This is a genomic window from Dethiosulfatarculus sandiegensis (genome assembly GCF_000931935.2).
Lineage (GTDB): Bacteria > Desulfobacterota > Desulfarculia > Desulfarculales > Desulfarculaceae > Dethiosulfatarculus > Dethiosulfatarculus sandiegensis.
This window is the reverse complement of the sequence record NZ_AZAC01000083.1, coordinates 58,350-77,002: the sequence shown is the minus strand read 5'-3', so window position 1 is coordinate 77,002 and position 18,653 is coordinate 58,350. Positions and strand designations below refer to the sequence as shown.

Annotated in this window: 18 protein-coding genes, 1 pseudogene and 2 riboswitches; of the genes and pseudogenes, 12 read left to right on the top strand and 7 right to left on the bottom strand. The window is 54.6% G+C overall.

Annotated features, from left to right (window positions below; translation table 11 throughout):
* Positions 1–274: 274 nt before the first annotated feature.
* A complete protein-coding gene (locus X474_RS25280; RefSeq protein ID WP_044352939.1) occupies positions 275–736 on the bottom strand; it encodes an Lrp/AsnC family transcriptional regulator in 462 nt (153 codons plus the stop codon).
* 566 nt (positions 737–1,302) lie between these two features.
* Between X474_RS25280 and X474_RS25275 the strand changes: the two genes are divergently transcribed.
* From X474_RS25275 to X474_RS25220, 11 genes are all read left to right on the top strand, one after another.
* Positions 1,303–2,493, top strand: coding sequence for a glycine C-acetyltransferase (locus tag X474_RS25275; RefSeq protein WP_044352937.1), 1,191 nt, complete (start codon positions 1,303–1,305; stop codon positions 2,491–2,493).
* A 117-nt stretch (positions 2,494–2,610) separates the two neighbouring features.
* On the top strand, positions 2,611–3,636 hold the full coding sequence (gene tdh / locus X474_RS25270; protein WP_044352936.1) for an L-threonine 3-dehydrogenase: 1,026 nt from the start codon (positions 2,611–2,613) through the stop codon (positions 3,634–3,636).
* A gap of 326 nt (positions 3,637–3,962) precedes the next feature.
* Positions 3,963–4,075: riboswitch (glycine riboswitch) on the top strand.
* A riboswitch (glycine riboswitch) is annotated at positions 4,076–4,170 on the top strand. It abuts the riboswitch before it with no gap.
* A 32-nt stretch (positions 4,171–4,202) separates the two neighbouring features.
* Positions 4,203–5,381: a glycine cleavage system aminomethyltransferase GcvT gene (gene gcvT, locus X474_RS25260; protein ID WP_044352933.1), complete on the top strand. Its 1,179-nt coding sequence runs from the start codon at positions 4,203–4,205 to the stop codon at positions 5,379–5,381.
* An 18-nt stretch (positions 5,382–5,399) separates the two neighbouring features.
* Positions 5,400–5,792, top strand: a complete 393-nt coding sequence (gene gcvH / locus X474_RS25255; RefSeq protein WP_044352931.1) for a glycine cleavage system protein GcvH — start codon at positions 5,400–5,402, stop codon at positions 5,790–5,792.
* Between the two features lie 2 nt (positions 5,793–5,794).
* A complete protein-coding gene (gcvPA, locus tag X474_RS25250; protein ID WP_044352930.1) occupies positions 5,795–7,114 on the top strand; it encodes an aminomethyl-transferring glycine dehydrogenase subunit GcvPA in 1,320 nt (439 codons plus the stop codon).
* Positions 7,111–8,574: an aminomethyl-transferring glycine dehydrogenase subunit GcvPB gene (gene gcvPB / locus X474_RS25245; RefSeq protein ID WP_044352929.1), complete on the top strand. Its 1,464-nt coding sequence runs from the start codon at positions 7,111–7,113 to the stop codon at positions 8,572–8,574. The genes gcvPA and gcvPB overlap by 4 nt, the downstream gene beginning before the upstream one ends.
* Positions 8,575–8,813: 239 nt before the next feature.
* Positions 8,814–10,199 (top strand): dihydrolipoyl dehydrogenase, encoded by a 1,386-nt coding sequence (lpdA, locus tag X474_RS25240; RefSeq protein ID WP_044352928.1) that lies wholly within the window; start codon positions 8,814–8,816, stop codon positions 10,197–10,199.
* 74 nt (positions 10,200–10,273) lie between these two features.
* Positions 10,274–11,152, top strand: coding sequence for a lipoyl synthase (gene lipA / locus X474_RS25235; protein WP_044352926.1), 879 nt, complete (start codon positions 10,274–10,276; stop codon positions 11,150–11,152).
* Positions 11,153–11,336: 184 nt separating this feature from the next.
* Positions 11,337–11,975 (top strand): DUF3786 domain-containing protein, encoded by a 639-nt coding sequence (locus X474_RS25230; protein WP_052515643.1) that lies wholly within the window; start codon positions 11,337–11,339, stop codon positions 11,973–11,975.
* 254 nt (positions 11,976–12,229) lie between these two features.
* Positions 12,230–12,784: an epoxyqueuosine reductase QueH gene (locus tag X474_RS25225; RefSeq protein WP_044352925.1), complete on the top strand. Its 555-nt coding sequence runs from the start codon at positions 12,230–12,232 to the stop codon at positions 12,782–12,784.
* 23 nt (positions 12,785–12,807) lie between these two features.
* On the top strand, positions 12,808–14,502 hold the full coding sequence (locus X474_RS25220; RefSeq protein ID WP_044352924.1) for a protein phosphatase CheZ: 1,695 nt from the start codon (positions 12,808–12,810) through the stop codon (positions 14,500–14,502).
* Between the two features lie 3 nt (positions 14,503–14,505).
* On the opposite strand, the gene X474_RS25215 is transcribed toward X474_RS25220, so the two are convergent.
* Complete coding sequence (locus X474_RS25215) at positions 14,506–15,030, bottom strand: NUDIX hydrolase (protein ID WP_044352922.1); 525 nt, start codon at positions 15,028–15,030, stop codon at positions 14,506–14,508.
* 9 nt (positions 15,031–15,039) lie between these two features.
* Entirely contained in the window at positions 15,040–15,366 is a 327-nt protein-coding gene (locus tag X474_RS25210) for a hypothetical protein (RefSeq protein WP_044352921.1), read from the bottom strand.
* A 160-nt stretch (positions 15,367–15,526) separates the two neighbouring features.
* On the opposite strand from X474_RS25210, the gene X474_RS25205 reads away from it, so the two are divergent.
* Complete coding sequence (locus tag X474_RS25205) at positions 15,527–16,312, top strand: enoyl-CoA hydratase/isomerase family protein (protein WP_052515642.1); 786 nt, start codon at positions 15,527–15,529, stop codon at positions 16,310–16,312.
* Positions 16,313–16,318: 6 nt separating this feature from the next.
* Here the strand turns inward: X474_RS25205 and X474_RS25200 are convergent, their stop codons facing one another.
* The 4 genes and pseudogenes from X474_RS25200 to X474_RS27590 form a co-directional block, all read right to left on the bottom strand.
* A complete protein-coding gene (locus tag X474_RS25200) occupies positions 16,319–16,654 on the bottom strand; it encodes a hypothetical protein (RefSeq protein ID WP_044352920.1) in 336 nt (111 codons plus the stop codon).
* A 153-nt stretch (positions 16,655–16,807) separates the two neighbouring features.
* On the bottom strand, positions 16,808–17,083 hold the full coding sequence (locus X474_RS25195; protein ID WP_056009697.1) for a hypothetical protein: 276 nt from the start codon (positions 17,081–17,083) through the stop codon (positions 16,808–16,810).
* 111 nt (positions 17,084–17,194) lie between these two features.
* Positions 17,195–17,425, bottom strand: a complete 231-nt coding sequence (locus tag X474_RS25190; RefSeq protein WP_044352917.1) for a thioredoxin family protein — start codon at positions 17,423–17,425, stop codon at positions 17,195–17,197.
* A gap of 15 nt (positions 17,426–17,440) precedes the next feature.
* Positions 17,441–18,618, bottom strand: a pseudogene (locus tag X474_RS27590) (permease).
* Between the last annotated feature and the right edge of the window lie 35 nt (positions 18,619–18,653).

Genomic DNA, 18,653 nt, shown 5'->3' with positions numbered 1-18,653 from the left:
TAGATAGAGTAACCCTTGCTGAAAGTACGCCGGGTTAAATCATACGCGGTTTCCGGTTCCGTTATGTGACCTTTTTCACTTTGATTACAGGTAATGCGGGAAATAGGCGGATTCATAATCACGCCCAGGGGTGCTCCTTTTTGGCTGTCCAGGCCATGGTGCAAATCAACCACCTCGCTTGGTCAACTAAAAACACACGAAGCGCCAAGAAAAACCCCGGCAGCTCCCCCTTTTCATCACTCGGCCGCACCAGGCGCGTGGAGCGCGCAGATGCTTAGGAAAGCTTGAAATATTTGGTATTGGAAGAAAGAAGAATAAAGCTTTCCGTACTCTCTATTCCCTCTATCCTGCCCAGACAGCGTTCAAACAAAAACTCGTGCAGCTCGTCAATGGAATCCACCATAATCTCAAAAAAAAGATCATAGCGTCCCGATGCGTTCCATACACTGGTGACCCCTGGGGTCTGCTCGATCTCGGCCATGGTCTCTTTGTGGCTTCTGTTTTTTAGGGTCACCCCCACCATGGCCGCCACATGGTTGGGCATGGCGCAGGGATTCACCCTGGCCTCGAGCTTCATTATTCCCCGGCTGGTGAGCCGGGTCACCCGGTTCTTGACCGTGCCTTCGGAAACACCCAGTTTTTGAGCGATGGTTTTATAGGGCCTGCGGGCATCGGCCTGCAACTCCATGATAATTGCCCGGTCCGTGGCGTCCAAATTTGGTTTAACTTCGCTCATTAACGGATATCTCACTAGTCTTGATTTGAGGTTCAGATCCTGAACCAAAGACCGCTAAAACAGAGCAAAGCGGTAATCAGCTAAGGAAAACAGTAAATATTATGGCCGAGCACCTCACTTTTGCTCCAAAAAACATTACAAAAAACAGCCTAAGCAAATTTTTGCGCGTTTTCCTCTTCGAAAAATCAGTGAGGATTAGTTCCGGTTTTTTTTGATTCTCTTTTATTTACCATCAGCCTTCCTTCTCTACAAAGGATAAGAGGCTGATCTAGGCTGGAATATTTTTTAAATTTTTTAATCCCTAACATTGTCGGACAAGCCATGTCAATCAAATGCGACTACAAGATAAAACTCCTGGGATTTGTTGGCCTTTCCGTTTACATTAAATCACATAAATCCACTAAACACAAAATAAATTTATTTTTTTACATATTATGCATTTCACTGTCCAAATTTGATTGTTTTCCACACTGGCCTCTGTTATTTAAGTTATTATGTAATTAGAACACCGAGGCAAAGCCCTTCGGCGTTATTTTTCAGATTAGGCCCCTAAAGGGAGGCAAGCCATGCCCCAGGATTTCTTGAATTTCCTGAAAGATCAAACCCAGGAACTGGTCGAGAGCGGTCTCTATAAAGACGAAAGGGTGATTTTAAGTCCCCAAAGCGCCGATATCACGGTTGCCGGGGGCAAAAAGGTCATCAACTTCTGCGCCAACAACTACCTCGGCCTGGCCGACCATCCCAAACTGATAGAGGCTGCCAAGGAAGCGGCCGATAAATACGGCTTTGGCATGGCCTCGGTGCGCTTTATCTGCGGCACCCAGGACCTGCACAAAGAGTTGGAAAAACGCATCAGCCGTTTTCTGGGCACCGAAGACACCATTTTGTACTCCTCGTGCTTTGATGCCAACGGTGGGCTTTTCGAAACCCTGCTGGGGCCTGAAGACGTGGTGATTTCAGACGCCCTGAACCATGCCAGCATTATTGACGGTGTGCGCCTTTGCAAGGCAAAACGCATGCGCTACGCCAACAACGACATGGCCGACCTGGAAAAACAACTCCAGGATGCTGAAGGCAGCCGCTTCAAACTGATCGCAACAGACGGTGTATTTTCCATGGACGGCATCATTGCCGACCTGCGCTCCATCTGCGACCTGGCCGACAAATACGGGGCGCTTGTCATGGTGGACGACTCCCACGCAGTGGGCTTTATGGGCGATAAGGGCGGCGGCACGCCTGAACACTGCGGAGTGGCGGACCGGGTGGACATCATCACCGGCACTTTGGGCAAGGCCCTCGGCGGAGCCAGTGGCGGCTACACCTCCGGTAAAAAGGAAATCATCACCTGGTTGCGCCAGCGCTCCCGCCCCTATCTCTTTTCCAACTCCCTGGCCCCGATGATCGCAGGCGCGGCCCTGGCGGTTCTGGACATGCTGGAAAAAAGCGACGACTTAAGGGCCAAGCTAAGGGAAAACAGCTCCTACTTCCGTGAAGGGCTGCAAAACCTGGGCTTTACCGTGGTTCCCGGCGAACACCCCATTATTCCGGTGATGCTCGGCGACGCGGTGCTGGCAGGCAAAATGGCGGCGGAGCTTTTGGAAGAAGGCATCTACGTGGTGGGCTTCTCCTATCCGGTGGTGCCCCAGGGCAAGGCCCGCATCCGCACCCAGATATCGGCCGCCCACGAAAAGAAACACCTGGACCAGGCGCTTTCGGCATTTGCCAAGGTGGGGAGAAACCTTGGAATTATCAAATAGATATCAACTTTCTCAGCGCACCTTAAGCCAAGTGCGGGTGGAGAAAGCCAAAACCGGGTCAGCAGACGGCGTCGAAAGCCGCCTCCCGGATCAAGGCACAGACTCAAGGAAAGAAAAATGAAAGCCCTTGGAAAATTAAAAAGCCAAAAAGGGTTATGGATGTATGATCCGCCCAAACCCGAAGTCGGCAACAACGATATCCTGGTAAAGATTAAAAAAACCGCTATCTGCGGCACAGACCTGCACATATACAACTGGGACCAGTGGTCGCAGAACACCATCAAGGTGCCGATGACCATCGGCCACGAATTTGTGGGTGAAGTGGTTGAGCTGGGCAGCGAGGTAAAAGGCCTTGAGCTCGGCGACCGGGTCTCGGGCGAAGGCCACATAACCTGCGGTCACTGCCGCAACTGCCGGGCGGGGAAAAGGCACCTTTGCCGCAACACCATCGGCATAGGCGTCAACAGGGACGGCTGTTTTGCCGAGTACCTTTCCATGCCGGCGGGCAATGCCTTTAAAATCCCCGAAAGCATTTCAGACGATGTGGCCTCCTGCCTGGACCCCTTTGGCAACGCGGCCCACACCGCCCTTTCCTTTGACCTGGTGGGCGAGGATGTGCTGATCACCGGCGCAGGCCCCATCGGCATCTTTGCCACGGCCATCTGCCGCCATGTGGGGGCCCGCCATGTGGTCATAACCGATGTAAACGACTATCGCCTGGACCTGGCCCGTAAAATGGGCGCCACCAAAGCCATCAACGTGACCAAGGAATCGGTGAGCCAAACCGCCTCCGACCTGGGCATGACCGAAGGCTTTGACGTGGCCCTGGAGATGAGCGGGGTGAGAAGCGCCTTTGACGACATCCTCTCCAACATGAACCACGGCGGCAAGATAGCCCTTTTGGGCATTCCCTCTTCCGAAATGGCCATTGACTGGAACAAGGTCATATTCAAGGGGCTTTTCATCAAGGGAATCTACGGCAGGGAGATGTTTGAAACCTGGTACAAAATGACCAGCATTTTGCAAGCCGGTCTGGATATCACCCCGGTCATCACCCACAACTTCAAGGTCGATGACTTTGAAGAGGCCTTTGAACTGATGAACACAGGCCACACAGGCAAGGTGGTCCTGGACTGGCAATAATGCTTTAGGCAACAGCTCTGCAAAACGGCCCCAAGGGAGAAAATTATTTTCCAAGGGGCCGTTTTGATTAACCTATTTTTTATATTATCCCGAACAACTTGCAAAACACTGACAGTTGCTGGTAATAATTTAGTCAAGGAAATCCTTCTGAGCAGGTATTTTTTAATGCCTTCAGGGGTAAAAGTTTGCGAGAATAAAAAGCAGCAAACAAATCGGGTTTTATCCTGTCTTTTACGGATGTTTAAGGCCCGACACATAAAGCCGGAAGAGATATCCGGCCCGGCGGAAGCAAAAAATCACCAATTCTTCCGTCCCAAAACAATCATTACCGGCTGGTGGGAGAGTGTTGCCGGGGCTTAATTCGCCCGGGCAGCCGCCGAAGGGGCAAAACCTTTTAAACCAGGTTGAAACTCTCAGGCAAAAGGACCGCCATAACCGGCAACTCCTGGAAAGAGTCTGGCTTTTTGTTCAGACCGCCGACGGGGCAAGGCCCAAGTGGTCAATCTCTCAGGCACACATGACAGGAGGGGGCTTTTTAGCACACCCTTTCTTTCCAGGAGGTGGCCATGACCCACAAGACCCCCCTTTATGACTGGCATCAGTCCAATGGCGGACGCCTAGTCGATTTCGCCGGATGGAGCCTGCCGGTCTTTTACCCCCCGGGTATCATCCAGGAGCATTTGGCCTGCCGCAAACACGGCGGGCTTTTCGACATCACCCACATGGGCCGATTTCTGGTCTCTGGTGAAGACGCCCTTAACTTCCTTAACAAAACCCTCACAGCCAACGCATCCCGTCTCTACACCGGCCTTGCCCAGTACACCCTGATCTCTGACGAAAACGGCCAGCCCCTTGATGACGCCTATCTCTTTAAGTTCAAAGAGTCGGAGTATCTTTTGGTGGTGAACGGAGCCAACCGGGAAAAGGACTGGGAATGGCTTAACCGGCACAAGACCGGCCAGGTTGAGATGACCGACATCACCTTCGATCTGGCCATGGTGGCCCTGCAAGGCCCCCTTGCCGAAGAAGTGCTGCAAAAGGTGGTGACCGGCAATATGCCCGCTCCGGGGCGCAACCGGCTCAGTATCTGCTCCTATGAAGGAGAAGAAGTTCTGGTCTCCCGCACGGGCTACACCGGTGAACCTCTTGGATTTGAACTCTTTATCTCCTGGAACAAGTGCGTTGACTTCTGGCAGGCCATGCTTGACGCAGGCAGCGGACAGGGCGTAATGGCCGTTGGCCTGGGGGCCAGGGACACCCTGCGCCTGGAGACCTGCCTGCCCCTTTACGGCCATGAACTGGCCGCCGACCGCCCCATTATGAGTTATCCCCAGGCCCGCTTTGGGGTGAACCTAAGCGACGCCAAGGGCGACTACATTGGCCGCGAGGCCCTTTCCCTGCAGAAAAAAGATCTGGATTCGGGCGAGAGCGGACATCTGCCGCGCTTTATCTACGCAATCCAGACCACCCAGAAGGGCATGATCAGGGAAGGCTCGCCTGTTTTGGTCGATGGCCAAAAGGTGGGCGAAATTTCCAGCGGCACCATGGTTCCGGCCTGGGAGTTTGAGGGCGATGCGCCCTCGGAAGAAAGCTTTACCAGGGGCATCGGCATGGCCTATCTGGACCGTGGCCTTGAAGCGGGTCAGGAGGTTCTGATCACCTATCGCAAGCGCACCATAACAGGTCGCATTGTGACTTCATTCGTAGAACAGGCCGGAGTCTATCTCCGGGCCAAAAAAATTTAGCGTCTCAAGGAGGAAAAAATGGCCGAGCATAAAGTGTTGGACGAACTGAAATATTCCAAGGAACACGAGTGGGTCAAGGTTGACGGCGACTTGGCTGTGGTGGGGCTTACCGATTATGCCCAAGAACAGCTTGGCGATGTCACTTTTGTGGAGTTGCCCGAAGAGGACCAGGAAGTGAAACAGATGGGCGAGCTGTGCGTGGTAGAGTCGGTGAAGGTTGCCGCCGATGTTTACTCCCCCTTGAAAGGCGTGGTGGCCGAGGTGAACGAGGCCCTGGAAGATGAGCCCGAACTGGTCAACTCCGACTGCTACGGCGCGGGTTGGCTGGTGAAGCTCAAGGACTTTGACGCTTCCGGCTTGGATGAACTCATGGACGCCAAAGCCTACAAGGAATTTGTGGCAGGAGAATAAACATGGATTTTGTTCCCCACACTGAGGAGGAACGGGCCCGGATGCTTGAGGCTATCGGGGTCGGTTCCACAGAGGAGCTCTTCCAGGATATTCCGCCCGAACTCAGGCCCAAGAGCTGGAATTTGCCCCAGCCTCTGAGCGAGTTTGAGGTTAGAAGGCGCCTGGAGGCGATGGCCGATCTAAACGCCCATGACCTCACCTGCTTTTTGGGCGCGGGATTTTACGACCACTATTCCCCGGCCGCCGTGGACGCCATCTTGAGAAGGGGCGAGTTCTACACCGCCTACACCCCTTATCAGGCGGAAGTCTCCCAGGGCACCCTGCAGGCCATCTACGAATACCAGACCGCCATTGCCCGGCTCACCGGCATGGACGTATCAAACGCCTCCATGTATGACGGCGGCACGGCCATGTTCGAGGCCGCCATGATGGCGGTGCGCAAGACCAAAAAGACCAAACTTTTGATCTGCACCTCCTTGAACCCCATCTATCGGGTGATGCTGCGCTCCTACACCGCCAACCTACACCTTGATCTGGTCGAGGCGGACCTCACCAAAACCGAAGATCTGCAAAAGGCGCTGGATGACAAGACCGCCGCAGTGATTCTGCAGAACCCGGACTTCTTCGGCCGCATTCACGACTTGAGCGAACACGCCGCCCAGGCCAAGGCCCAAAAAGCCATGGTCATCATGAACACCAACCCCCTTGCCCTGGCCGTTACCAAAACTCCGGGCGAGATGGGCGCGGACATAGCGGTGGGCGAAGGCCAGGTATTGGGACTTCCCCTGTCATTTGGCGGCCCCTACCTGGGTTACATGGCCACCACCAAAAAACTAATGCGCTCTTTGCCGGGCCGCATCGCGGGCCGCACGGTGGACCATGACGGCAAGGTGGGCTACTGCCTCACCCTGCAGACCAGAGAACAGCATATCCGCCGTGAAAAGGCCTCCAGCAACATCTGCTCCAATCAGTCTTTGTGCGCTGTCGGCGCGCTCGTCTTCATGAGCCTCATGGGCAAACAGGGCATGGTTGACCTGGCCAGGATGAATATGGCCAAGGCGGCCTACGCCAAAAAGCGCCTTCTGGCCATTGAAAGTGTGGAGAATGTGGACGATGGTCCCTTCTTCAACGAGTTCAGGATCAAACTGCCGATCGACGCCCGCAAGGCAGTGAGCATGATGATCGACAAGGGCATTGCCCCGGGCTTCCCCCTGGGCCGTTATTATCCCGACCAGCCCAACAATCTCCTGGTGGCGGTAACCGAAAAACGCACCAAGGAAGAAATCGGCTATCTGGCCGAGGGACTGGAGGCCGTGTTATGAGCACCATATTTGAAAAAAGCAAGCCCGGCAGAAGGGGCGTGGATCTGCCCACCCGGGATATTCCCCAGGAATTCTACGAGGCCACAGAACTGGGCGCGGAATACTCCAGATCCAAACCGGCCGAACTGCCCGAGGTTTCCGAACTGGACGTGGTTAGGCACTTCACCAACCTCTCCACCAAGAACTTCTCCGTGGACAAGGGCATGTACCCCCTGGGCTCCTGCACCATGAAGTACAACCCCAAGTTCACCGAAGACCTGGCCCGCCTGCCCGGCATGGCCGGTCTGCACCCGCTTCTGCCCCAGCTCAGAAGGGGCGGCCTTCTGGCCCAGGGCGCCCTGGGCGTGCTCTATGAGACCGAGGTCCTTTTAAAGGAAGTCACCGGCATGGACGCCTTTACCATGCAGCCCATGGCAGGCGCCCACGGCGAGCTGACCGGCATAATGCTGATCGCCGCCTATCACCGGGACAAGGGCAACAAAAAATCCATCATCTTGGTGCCCGACTCGGCCCACGGAACCAACCCCGCCTCCGCCGCCCTGGCCGGTTTTGAGGTGGTGACCGTGCCCTCTTCCGACGAAGGCGTCATGAAGCCCGATACCTTTAAGGAGTACCTCACAGACGATGTGGCCGGGGTTATGATGACCAACCCCAACACAGTGGGCCTCTTTAACCCCTATATCAAGGAAATCGCAGACCTGGCCCATGCCAAGGACGCCCTGCTCTATTACGACGGAGCCAACTTGAACGCCATCATGGGTTATGCCAAGCCTGCGGACCTGGGCTTTGATATTGTGCACTTAAACCTGCACAAGACCATGGGCACCCCCCATGGCGGCGGCGGTCCGGGTTCAGGCCCGGTGGGCGTGGTGGAAAAGCTGGAAGAATTCCTGCCGGTCTCCAGGATCAAACAGCGCCAGGACGGAACCCTTTTCCTGGACTATGACCAGCCCAAATCAATCGGCTACATTGCGCCTTTCTACGGAAACTTCGGCGTCACCCTGAAGGCCTATGCCTACATGCTGGCCCTGGGCGGTGAAGGCCTGAAAAAGGCTTCTGAGCACGCGGTTCTGAACACCAACTACCTCAGGGTCAAGCTGGCCGAAAACTGGGATATTCCCTTTAACAAGATCTGCAAGCACGAGGTGGTGCTTTCCTCCTCGGACAAGGTCGAGGAATACGGAGTTTCCACCCTGGATGTGGCCAAGGGACTTATCGACGCGGGCTTCCATCCGCCAACGGTCTACTTCCCGCTGGTGATCAAAGAAGCCCTGATGATAGAGCCCACCGAGACCGAGCCTCTGGAGAACTTGGACGCCTTTGTGGAGGCCATGACCAAAATAGCCGAAGCAGCCAAAAATGATCCCGAGTCCCTGCACAATGCGCCGGTAACCACACCTGTGGGCCGCTTGGACGAAGTGGGAGCCGCCAGAAAACCCAACGTGGTCCTGCCGGAATAACTTCGGCCAACTTACCTGAATAAGGTTGTTTGAAAACCAATATCCCCTGGCCCGCCGGGCGGGCCAGGGGATATTTACCGCATCCCTCATATAAAATCCGGCCTCTTTGCATTGCTCAATCAGCCGTGAGCACATATAAAAGTAAAGGGCTAATAAACCACCAGGTTTTTCAAGGCTTGAAAAAATGCCTTGGGCTGGTTTTGTGATCAAGGCCGTGAAGCCTTTAGGAGAATAACCAAATGCCTCAATATGACTTCATAATTCTCGGTGGTGGGCCGGGAGGCTACACCGCCGCTTTAAGAGCCGCCTCACTGGATGCCAAAGTTGCCCTGGTGGAAAAGGAAAACCTGGGAGGAACCTGCCTCAACTGGGGCTGCATACCCACCAAGGCCCTGCTCAAATCCAGCAAACTGTTTGAAGAAATAAACAAAGCCTCTTTTTACGGCATTGAAGTGAGCGGGATCAAGGCCGACCTTAAAGCCATGGTGGCCCGAAAAGACAAGGTGGTCGAGCAACTGCGCACCGGCGTGCAAAAGCTCATGGAAAAACGCAAGATAGATATATACCAGGGCCTCGGGCGCTTAAGCGGCCCGGATAAGGTCACGGTGCAAAATACAGACGGCGAGCAGGAAATAGACGCCCGCTTTGTGATCCTGGCCACAGGGGCCGGAGTCAGGGAGTTACCCGGACTTCCCTTTGATAATAAACACATCATGGGTGTGCGCCCGCTTTTGGACATCACGGAAATTCCCCAGAGCATCTTGGTGGTGGGAGCAGGCGTGATCGGCCTGGAGATGGCCCAGTTCTTGAGCGGCCTTGGAGTCAAGGTCACCCTGGTTGAGCTTTTAAAATCCCCCATACAGGGCATGCTCGATCCTGAGATCGAAAAAACCCTGGTGCGCGGTTTTAAAAAACGCAAATACAAAATGCACTTTGGCGATTCGGTTGAAAGCGCCGAAGTGACTTCAGACGGTGTGGTGGCCAAGCTGGCCTCGGGCAAGGAAGTATCCGCCGACCTCATGCTGGTGGCTGTGGGGCAGATCCCCGCCAGCCGGGACCTGGGCCTGGAGGAAGCGGGGGTGGCCGTGGATAAACGCGGCTTTATCACCGTTGATGAGCACTGCCGAACCAACCTGGATACGGTCTATGCCATAGGCGATGTCACCGGACGCCTACCCCTGGCCCACATGGCCGCCCACATGGGGCTTACGGCCGTGGGCCACGCCCTGGGCAATGACAAGGCGATCGTCAACGAATCAAACGTACCCAAGGCGGTGTTTGTTGACCCGGAGCTGGCCTGGGTGGGCCTCACCGAAAAACAGGCCGCGGAAAAATACGGCGATCTCACCATAGGCCGCTTTTTGACCAGGGGCCTCGGCAGGGCCACGGCCGAAGGCAAACTGGACGGCCTGGTGAAGATTATCTGCCGGGCAGAAGATCAGGTTGTGGTGGGAGTCCATATCCTCTCGCCCGAGGCGTCGGCTCTGGTGGCCGAGGCGGCTCTGGCCGTAAACCAGGGGCTTACCTTAAGCCAGTTGGCCGAGACAGTCCACGCCCACCCAACTTATCCGGAACTTATAGCCGAGGCGGCTGAGGAAGGCCTGGGCCTTCCCATCCACGGCTAACCGATTTTCCCGGTAAACCAAGCCGGGGGCTTCTCCCCCGGCGCTTGCCCTTTAAAAGGGCCTTTGGAGAGAAGATGTCCACCCCCTTACGCAAGCCCCCATGGCTGAGAACCAGAATCTGTTCCGCCGGTCAACTGGCCGCTGTGGAAAAAACCTTGGAAAGAAAAGGCCTGCATACAGTCTGTGAAGAGGCCATCTGCCCCAACCGCATGGAATGTTTTGGCAGGGGCACGGCCACTTTTCTGCTTTTGGGCCCCAACTGCACCAGGGGGTGCACCTTCTGCGCAGTGGACAAGCATAAACCCCACCCGGTGGACCCCGCCGAACCTGAGCATACGGCCCAGGCCGTGGAAGACATGAAGCTGAATTTCTGTGTGATCACCATGGTGACCAGGGATGATCTGCCGGATCATGGGGCCGCCCACATAGCCGAAACCATTGAACTGGTGCATAAGGTGAAACCCGGCCTGGGGGTGGAGGTGCTTATCTCGGACCTGGGAGGAAACCAGAAATCCCTGGGAACCGTACTGGCCAGCGAACCAGAGGTGCTGAACCACAATGTGGAGACTGTGCCCAGGCTCTACTCCAAGGTGAGGCCCCAGGCCAATTATGAACGCTCTGTGGAGCTTTTGGACAGGGTCGGCAAGCTGCGGCCCGAGATGATCACCAAATCCGGCATCATGCTGGGCCTGGGCGAGGAAGAGGCCGAAGTGCTTGAGGTTATGGCTGATCTGCGCAAGGCCGGGGTGGATCTTTTGACCATTGGCCAGTACCTGGCTCCTTCCAAGCGCCACCACCCGGTTATAAGCTATCCCACGCCCGAAGAATTCAGCGCCTATGAGGCCAAGGGGCTTGAGATGGGTTTTGCCGCCGTTGCCAGCGCGCCCTTGGTAAGAAGCTCCTACAAGGCGGAAACCATGCACCAAAAGGCCCTTGCCGCCCGGAAACAGTAACCCCGCCTTTTCATGGTTTTTAAAAACCCCTTTACCTGTTTTACAAAGGCAAAGGGGTTTTGTTGTTTTATAAAACACATTGCCATTAAAACCGATTAATATTATGCCTGGTTCAGAATTCAACATCAGGTATGCAAAAAACTTGGCTACCATGTGAACACGCCCGCGCCAAAAGGGGGATTAGATGTTTGACTCGGAAAAACCGCAGGTCTATGAAAAGGTGTTTCAGGAGCTTTCCCAGGATTTGGCCAAGGCCGACTTCAGCCGGGCTGCCCAAAACCTGGGTCTTGTGCAAACGGAACAAGGGCTTTTAATACCGCTTCTGGGTCATGAATATCTGGTGGGTAAAGACCAAATAACCGGCCCTGACACGGGCACACCGCCGATAAACCACCGCATTGTCCTGGTTCACCTGGTGCTTATCTCAGGCAGGGGCGAAGTGGCCCGGCGTTTTGTGCCTTACAGGGAACTGCCCGGCGGCCAGGATTTTGCCCGCAGCCTGGCTCAATTGGTGGAAACGCCCTTGGCCGCCCATTTTTCTGGCAGACTGAACGCCCTTTTCCAGGCCGCTGAAAAACTCCACGCCGAGGCCGCTCCCCCGGAGGTGAGGGCCGACGCTGCCTTTCAATTTCAGGCCCTGCCCAAGCTACCCATGATGCTGACTTTTTATGATGCGGATGAAGACTTCGGAGCGGAGTGCAAGGTTTTCTATGACCTCACCGCGCCGAACTTCCTGGACCTGGAGTGCCTGGCCGCCTTAAGCGGTATTTTGACCTATGAACTCATAAGGGCCGACAAAAATGAAACCCGAAAAAAGCTATAGCCCTTTGATTTTGCGCGGTTTAGTGACAGAAACCTCCCAAAAAAATCTTATTTTAGAATTACTTTTCCATAATGCCGCAACTCATGACAGCCCGATTTTTTCAGCTTTTTAGCTGTGAAAAACTTCGGGCCAAAGGAAAATTTTTAAAAAGGCAATGCCCGCCGACTGTGTTCTCAAGGGCATATTGCTGAAAAGAGCTGGCATAAAGCATAGTTGCTGCGTAAAATGACATTAATGGAACCAAGGGATAACCCATGAGAATTCTCATTCATATCTGTTGCGCCCCCTGTGCCTTGATGCCGGTAAAATACCTGAGATCCCAAGGTCACGATGTGATGGGCTATTTTTACAATCCCAATATCCATCCCTATACTGAAAATCAAAAACGCCTGGATACGGTTAGGCAATGGGCCGACAACGCCGGGCTTAAGTTGATTGTGCATGATGAATACGATCCGGAATCCTGGCTCAGAAACGTGGCTTTTCGCGAAGAAATGCGATGCAGACTCTGTTTTCTGGGACGTCTGGACCGGGCCGCCAGCGTGGCTGCCAAGGGCGGATTTGACGCCTTTACCACCACGCTGCTCTACTCGACCATGCAGAAACACCAATTGCTGAAGCAAAGCGGTCAAGACGCCGGGCGCAAGCGGGGGGCTGAATTCTGGTATCACGATTTTCGCCCCATGTGGAAAGAGGGTGTACAGCTTTCCCTTAAACTTGGGCTCTACAGGCAGCAATACTGCGGCTGCATTTTTTCGGAAAGGGACCGCTATCTGGGAGCCCCCCAAAAAAACCGCAGAAGTAAATAATTTCCCATGGAAAGGCAACTCAAATGAGTGACAGGACACCACCTGAGATAACCCTGGAAATAACCGGAGGGTCCTTGACCATTCGCACGGCCGAGGCTGTGTACAGAGTGCTCGTCGCCGGTGGTGGCCAGCCAGCCCTTCCTGCCGCAGAGACGCCAAAGGCGCTGCCAGGCTCGCCCCAGCCTCAACCGGCCAAGGCAGAGGCTGTTTCCGATGACTGGGATGAAGTGGATATCACGGCTCCCGAGCCCGGCCCCTCTGCTTCGGCGCCCCCGCCGCCTGCCAGTTGCGTTGAGGGAGACGAGGATTACTACAAGGACCTCAGCCAGGACATGTACGACGAGGTGGGCCGTCTGGCCCGGCGTCTAAGCATGTCTATCCGTGATGTGGAGGTGGACAAAGTCGAAGCCATTGATTTCGACAGCGCCGGAGACCAGCTGGAGGACGCCAAGGACCAGCTTGAGAATGTGGTCAAAATGACCGAAAAGGCCACGCTCAAAATCATGGACCTGGGTGAGGAGATCCAGAACTCCATAGGCCAGGCCCAAAGCATCATGGACCAGATGAACACCCAGGCCCCGGATGCCGAATCACCGGCGGAAGGCCAGGCAACCGGCGGCGAAGAGGCCGAAAAATCCAAAGCCGAGCTGGCCGAAATTCTGCAGACCGTCTCGGGATATCTTTCCGGCCTGGATTCCGCTGCCTGGGAGCCATTGGCAGGAGAGGCCCTGGCCATCAAGGACGAACTTGCCAAAGTGGAAACAACCGAGGCGCCCCCCGCCCCCGCGCCCGAGCCCCCGGCTCCACAGGGCCCTTATTACCAATTCCCGCCGGATCTGGTTTTTCAAACCGTATATGAGCTCTGCACCAATGAAACCGTAAAAAAACACATCAAGGCCATGTGGGACCAGGCAGCCAAGGGCTTTGACACCAAGGCGGTTGAAAAGGCTCTAAATGGGCTGGTCACAGCCGAGCCGGATGAAGACAATTTCCTGAACCTGGATCTGAAAGGTGTGCTCAAGGCCCTTTTCAGCGCCACTAATGTCAATAATTTCAAGCAAGTGCTAAAAAAAATGGCATCCACGGCGGATCAAATCTTCTTAGATCAGTTTCTGCCTCTGGAGGCCATCCCCACCGAAGCACCGGCAGAGGCTCCCCAGGCCAAGCCGGAACCCGCTCCGGCTGCCCAGCCCCAAGGGCCTCCGCCCGAGTTGCTTGAACGGTTGGCCAAACTGGGGCAAAGCATCAAGGAATTGGGGGACGGACTGAATCCACCCCAATTGCCGGAAAACTTAAACGATCTGCTGGAACAGGCTGCCTGCGGCCCGGGTCAGGGACCCGGCGGCACCAATGTGGTGGAACCCGAGTTGCGCTCCCGGCTTGATGAAACCATGAACGGAATCTTCACCTCGGTGAATTCCATAATCGAGGCTTTAAGCTTCCAGGATCTTTCGGGCCAGACCATATACCGCATAGTGCGGCTCTTAACCGATTTCCAGATCCAGCTCCTGGCCATGGTGGTCAGCTTTGGCTCCAAGATCAAGGCCAAAACCACAGATCAAAAGGTCACCAGCGATCAAAGCGAAAAAATGGCCCAGGAAGAAGTGGACAGGGCTCTGGCCAATCTGGGTGTGGGCGATGCCGAAGGCGAAGCCGACGAAGCTTCCAAGCTGGATCAGGATTCGGTCAACAACCTCTTGGAAGCCATGGGTTTCTAGGCCTCAGGCGCTTTGGTTTTGAAGCCTCTCCTCGTAAAGGGTCAAGGCCCTTTCCAGGGAAGGGGAGCGGGTCGTCTGGTCCAGGGCCAGTTTCCAGGCTCCCTCCAGGCTGAAAAAGCAGCCCTGCTCTATCTCTATTGGGTCCGGAGTGGGAATCTGATCGGTTACTGTAAGATATATCTCCATAAACTCATAGTCTGTGTGAACCGAAGCCGGGATCTTGCCTAAAAAATCAAGCTCTGCCTGCAGGCTCAGCTCTTCCTGCAACTCACGCTCGGCAGCCTGGAGATAGCTTTCACCCGGGTCCACATGCCCGCTGGCAGAGGTGGTCCACTTAAGGGGATATGAGTCCTTTAACCTGGACCTCTGTTGCAGATAAATCTCGCCTTTGGTATTAACCAGCAAAATGGAGACAGCCCGGTGTAAAAGCCCCTGGCTGTGGATATCGCATCTTTTTTTAAGGCCTATCACCTCATCATCTGCATTCACGATCGGCAGGAGTTCATTGGGGTCCTGGGCCATGCACATAAATAACCTCTATCTTTTCAGCTTAATACCCAATTTTTGCAAGTGATCTTTGAAAAAACCGCTCAGTTCCCAAGGAATCCGGCAGGAGCGTACGCTCTCCTGCAAGGGGTCCTTTACCTCCACCAAAAAGTCATCTTCACAGGCCGCCAACCTCACCTTCACCTCAGGCCGCTTCTCGGCATCTTTTAAGCTGAGGGCCAATTTATGGTAAAGTCGGTACAGCCTTAAAACCTGACGCCCCCTGGTGCTCTGGAATCGCTGAAAATCCCGGTTGCGGCTTGGTGGAATCTCGGCATTTAAAAGTTCGCCGACTTCGGTGATAATACTGGGATCCATGCTCGATACGCCTTTGGGCAAAAAACAAGATGCCCGGATTAACGCGGAGAGAACCATATAATTTAAGGCCGGTCCGCAAAACCGAGAGAGTACCTGTTGCAACACTGCGTGTCAAACTTTGGGGAGACCTGGTCCATACCTGCTTAAGGAGTTTTTCGCCTTGCCAGATCAGTTTGTCACAACAAAAAGGCAAAAGGCCACGGCCTTGGTGATTATGAATAATCCCCATACATTAAATGCCATGGACGAACAGATGGGACCAGCCCTTTTAAACGCCTTGGAAAAACTCGGCCAGGACCAGGGGGTAAAGGCAGTGGTCTTGACCGGCGCGGGCGGAATATTCAGCGCGGGCGGCAACCTGAAAAACGCCGAAAGGCATTTGGCAAAAAATCCGGGCCAGGGGGCAAGCCCTGTATTTGATGCCTACACCGTCTGGGTTCACCAGGTGCTTAAGGCCATTTGCAACCTTGAAAAACCAGTTATCTCGGCGGTAACCGGAGTTGCCTCGGGTGCCGGCCTGGCCTGGATCCTGGCCAGCGATTTTGTATTGCTGGACCCTCTAGCCAGAATTAAACCGGGCTTTATAGGTGTAGGCCTGGTTGCCGCAGCCGGGGTGACCTGGCATTTGCCCAGGTTGACCGGGCTTAAAAAGGCCTCAGAGCTTCTGATGCTGAACCGCGGGCTGTCACCTCAAGAGGCCCTGGACCTGGGTCTGGTAAACAAGGTTAGTTCACCGGGGCAAGCAGTGGAAGAGGCTCTTATCCTGGCAGATAACCTGGCTCACAGGCCTCAAAAAACCCTGGCCGCCACCAAAAAACTCTTGAATCAAAACACCAGAAAAGGCCTGAGCGACCATGTAGAGGCTGAAAAAAACGCGGTTCTCAAGCTGGCCGACTCGCCGGAATTTGCCAAAAGGCTTGCGGCCTTTATGCACAAAACCAAATAGCAGCGGCTAATCGTCTTCAGCCTCTTCCACAATCACATCGGCCCGCACCAGATACTCAGCCACCGGCGCGTTTTTAAGCTTCAGGCGAATGGAGCCGTAGATAGTCACCTCCTGACCGGCCGGGGTTGAAACGGTAAGCAGGTACCCCGCTTTTTGTTTGTCCAGTTTCACCTGCACCTGGGGCTCAAGGCCAAAGTCATGCTCCATGCCTGTTATGATCACCGGGTGGCCCAGGGCGCTTTTCAAAACCATGCTTTCCTTCACCGGCTTGCCCCGGCTGGTAAGCAAAAAGAAATAATCAGTGGGATCCGCCTTGAAGATCGGCTGGATATCGGCCTCCATGGTTATATGCAGAGTCTTGTGCTCGGGGTCATTGGTCTTGACCCTTGCGTATTTGCGCAGAAAACCGGCATATCCGGCGCTGTTCAGCTCAAGTACTATCTTTCCCCGCCCGCCGGGGGGGATCAGCTTATCAAAGCTGGTTGCCGTGCAGCCTCAGCCGGGGGAGACCTGTTTGATCTCCAGGTCCTGATCCCCTTTATTGAAGATAACGAACTTGCCGCTTGCCTTTTGCCCGGTGTAAATGGGGCCGGGCAAGGCCAGGTTTGCCTCCTGAATCACGGCTCTGGGCGCGGCCAGGCAATCAGGCCGACCCAGAACCAACACAAGGGCAAACAGAGAGAAAAAGACGCACGCAAAAAATCCGGGGCCATGGAAAATACCGGGCGCACGGTTTTCTTTGGATAAACGGTTTAAAAAACGTGTTTTCATATGAGGCATCCAACTCCCTGGCGCGTTTTCACATAACGCCCACCTAAACGAGCAGGCAAAGATGCCATTTTTATAGCATACCAGAGAATAAGCGAGAAGCTTGACCCCGGCTCAACTCAGCATATCCAGAATATCCTGCTTACTCGGCACCTTTCCCACCAATTTCACTTCATTGTCCACCACCACCGCAGGTGTGCCCATGACACCGTAAGAGGCGATATCCAGCATGCCTTCCACCTTTTCAATATCAGCCTCAATACCGGCCTCTGAAACAGCTTCCTTAACCGCTTCATAGGTCGCGGCGCATTTTTTACAACCAGGTCCCAAAACTTTTATTTCCATTACAAAACTCCTTTACTATACGGCCAGCCAGCCGAAAAGCATTCCGGCCAGGGTGGAGAGAGCAACTATTATTCCGGCAAAAGTGAAAGTCTTTTCCCAGCCCATCACCCCGCCTATGACCAACAAATTGGGTAGGGAAAGGGCAGGCCCGGCCAGGAGCAGGGCCAGGGCGGGACCCTGTCCCATGCCTGCCCCCAAGAGACCCTGCAATATGGGAATCTCAGTCAGGGTGGCAAAATACATCAGGGCTCCGGCAACCGAGGCAAACAGGTTGGCTCCCAGGGAATTGCCCCCCAAAAACCATTCCACATATTCCTGGGGAATAAGGGCCGGATGTCCGGGACGCCCCAGGAGAAAACCAGCGGCCAATACACCTATGCCCAAAAGGGGGAAGATTTGCAGCATAAAGCCCCAGGAAGACTCCAACCAGGCCAGGCGTTCATCTTTCTTAAACCATCTTTTCAGCACCCAGCCTAAAGCCAGGAGCAAGCCGCCGGTTATCCACCATTTATAGCTGTACACAAAAGGCCAGAACCCGGTGCTCCCCTCGGCTGGTTTGGCAAAGGCGGCAAAAACCAGGATCAAAACCAGGTTAAGTAAAAACAGGCCGTCTTGCAAAAGCGTGCGGCCGGTGTCGTGTCGTCCTGATCGGGAAAATGCATGGCGCCTGTGGCCCTGGCGGCATCGTCCTTGCGGAAAATAAAGGCCATTAAAAGTCCTGTGACTATGGCAAAGAAAACCGCTCCCACAGCCCTGGCCAGGCCCAATTCCCAGCCCAGAACCCGGGCGGTGAGCACAATGGCCAGCACATTCACGGCTGGTCCGGAATATAAAAAGGCAGTAGCCGGGCCGATTCCGGCCCCCCTGGCATAGATGCCCGCGAAAAGGGGCAACACCGTGCAGGAACAAACCGCCAGCACAGACCCGGAGACCGATGCCACGAAATAGGAAAGTATCTTTTTGGCCTTGGCCCCGAAATACTTCAGCACCGAAGCCTGGCTGATAAAGGTGCCTATGGCTCCTGCTATGAAAAAGGCGGGGATCAGACAGGTAAGCACATGCTGCCTGGCGTATTCCTGCAGCATCATAAAGGCTTCCAGGCCTGAGCGCCTGATCGTGGGATTGTCCCAGGGAATGAAATAGGCCCCTAAGAAAGCCAGGGCCAGGATAATCACCTTGTTTCTTGAACTCATTTCTCAAATTCTAATATAGAAAATTTGGGCAAAAA

Excerpts from the sequence above, each read along its gene's own strand:
- X474_RS25280 (WP_044352939.1), bottom strand. The coding sequence starts at position 736 with ATGAGCGAAGTTAAACCAAATTTGGACGCCACGGACCGGGCAATTATC.
- X474_RS25275 (WP_044352937.1), top strand. The coding sequence starts at position 1,303 with ATGCCCCAGGATTTCTTGAATTTCCTGAAAGATCAAACCCAGGAACTG.
- tdh (WP_044352936.1), top strand. The coding sequence starts at position 2,611 with ATGAAAGCCCTTGGAAAATTAAAAAGCCAAAAAGGGTTATGGATGTAT.
- gcvT (WP_044352933.1), top strand. The coding sequence starts at position 4,203 with ATGACCCACAAGACCCCCCTTTATGACTGGCATCAGTCCAATGGCGGA.
- gcvH (WP_044352931.1), top strand. The coding sequence starts at position 5,400 with ATGGCCGAGCATAAAGTGTTGGACGAACTGAAATATTCCAAGGAACAC.
- gcvPA (WP_044352930.1), top strand. The coding sequence starts at position 5,795 with ATGGATTTTGTTCCCCACACTGAGGAGGAACGGGCCCGGATGCTTGAG.
- gcvPB (WP_044352929.1), top strand. The coding sequence starts at position 7,111 with ATGAGCACCATATTTGAAAAAAGCAAGCCCGGCAGAAGGGGCGTGGAT.
- lpdA (WP_044352928.1), top strand. The coding sequence starts at position 8,814 with ATGCCTCAATATGACTTCATAATTCTCGGTGGTGGGCCGGGAGGCTAC.
- lipA (WP_044352926.1), top strand. The coding sequence starts at position 10,274 with ATGTCCACCCCCTTACGCAAGCCCCCATGGCTGAGAACCAGAATCTGT.
- X474_RS25230 (WP_052515643.1), top strand. The coding sequence starts at position 11,337 with ATGTTTGACTCGGAAAAACCGCAGGTCTATGAAAAGGTGTTTCAGGAG.
- X474_RS25225 (WP_044352925.1), top strand. The coding sequence starts at position 12,230 with ATGAGAATTCTCATTCATATCTGTTGCGCCCCCTGTGCCTTGATGCCG.
- X474_RS25220 (WP_044352924.1), top strand. The coding sequence starts at position 12,808 with ATGAGTGACAGGACACCACCTGAGATAACCCTGGAAATAACCGGAGGG.
- X474_RS25215 (WP_044352922.1), bottom strand. The coding sequence starts at position 15,030 with ATGTGCATGGCCCAGGACCCCAATGAACTCCTGCCGATCGTGAATGCA.
- X474_RS25210 (WP_044352921.1), bottom strand. The coding sequence starts at position 15,366 with ATGGATCCCAGTATTATCACCGAAGTCGGCGAACTTTTAAATGCCGAG.
- X474_RS25200 (WP_044352920.1), bottom strand. The coding sequence starts at position 16,654 with ATGGAGGCCGATATCCAGCCGATCTTCAAGGCGGATCCCACTGATTAT.
- X474_RS25195 (WP_056009697.1), bottom strand. The coding sequence starts at position 17,083 with ATGAAAACACGTTTTTTAAACCGTTTATCCAAAGAAAACCGTGCGCCC.
- X474_RS25190 (WP_044352917.1), bottom strand. The coding sequence starts at position 17,425 with ATGGAAATAAAAGTTTTGGGACCTGGTTGTAAAAAATGCGCCGCGACC.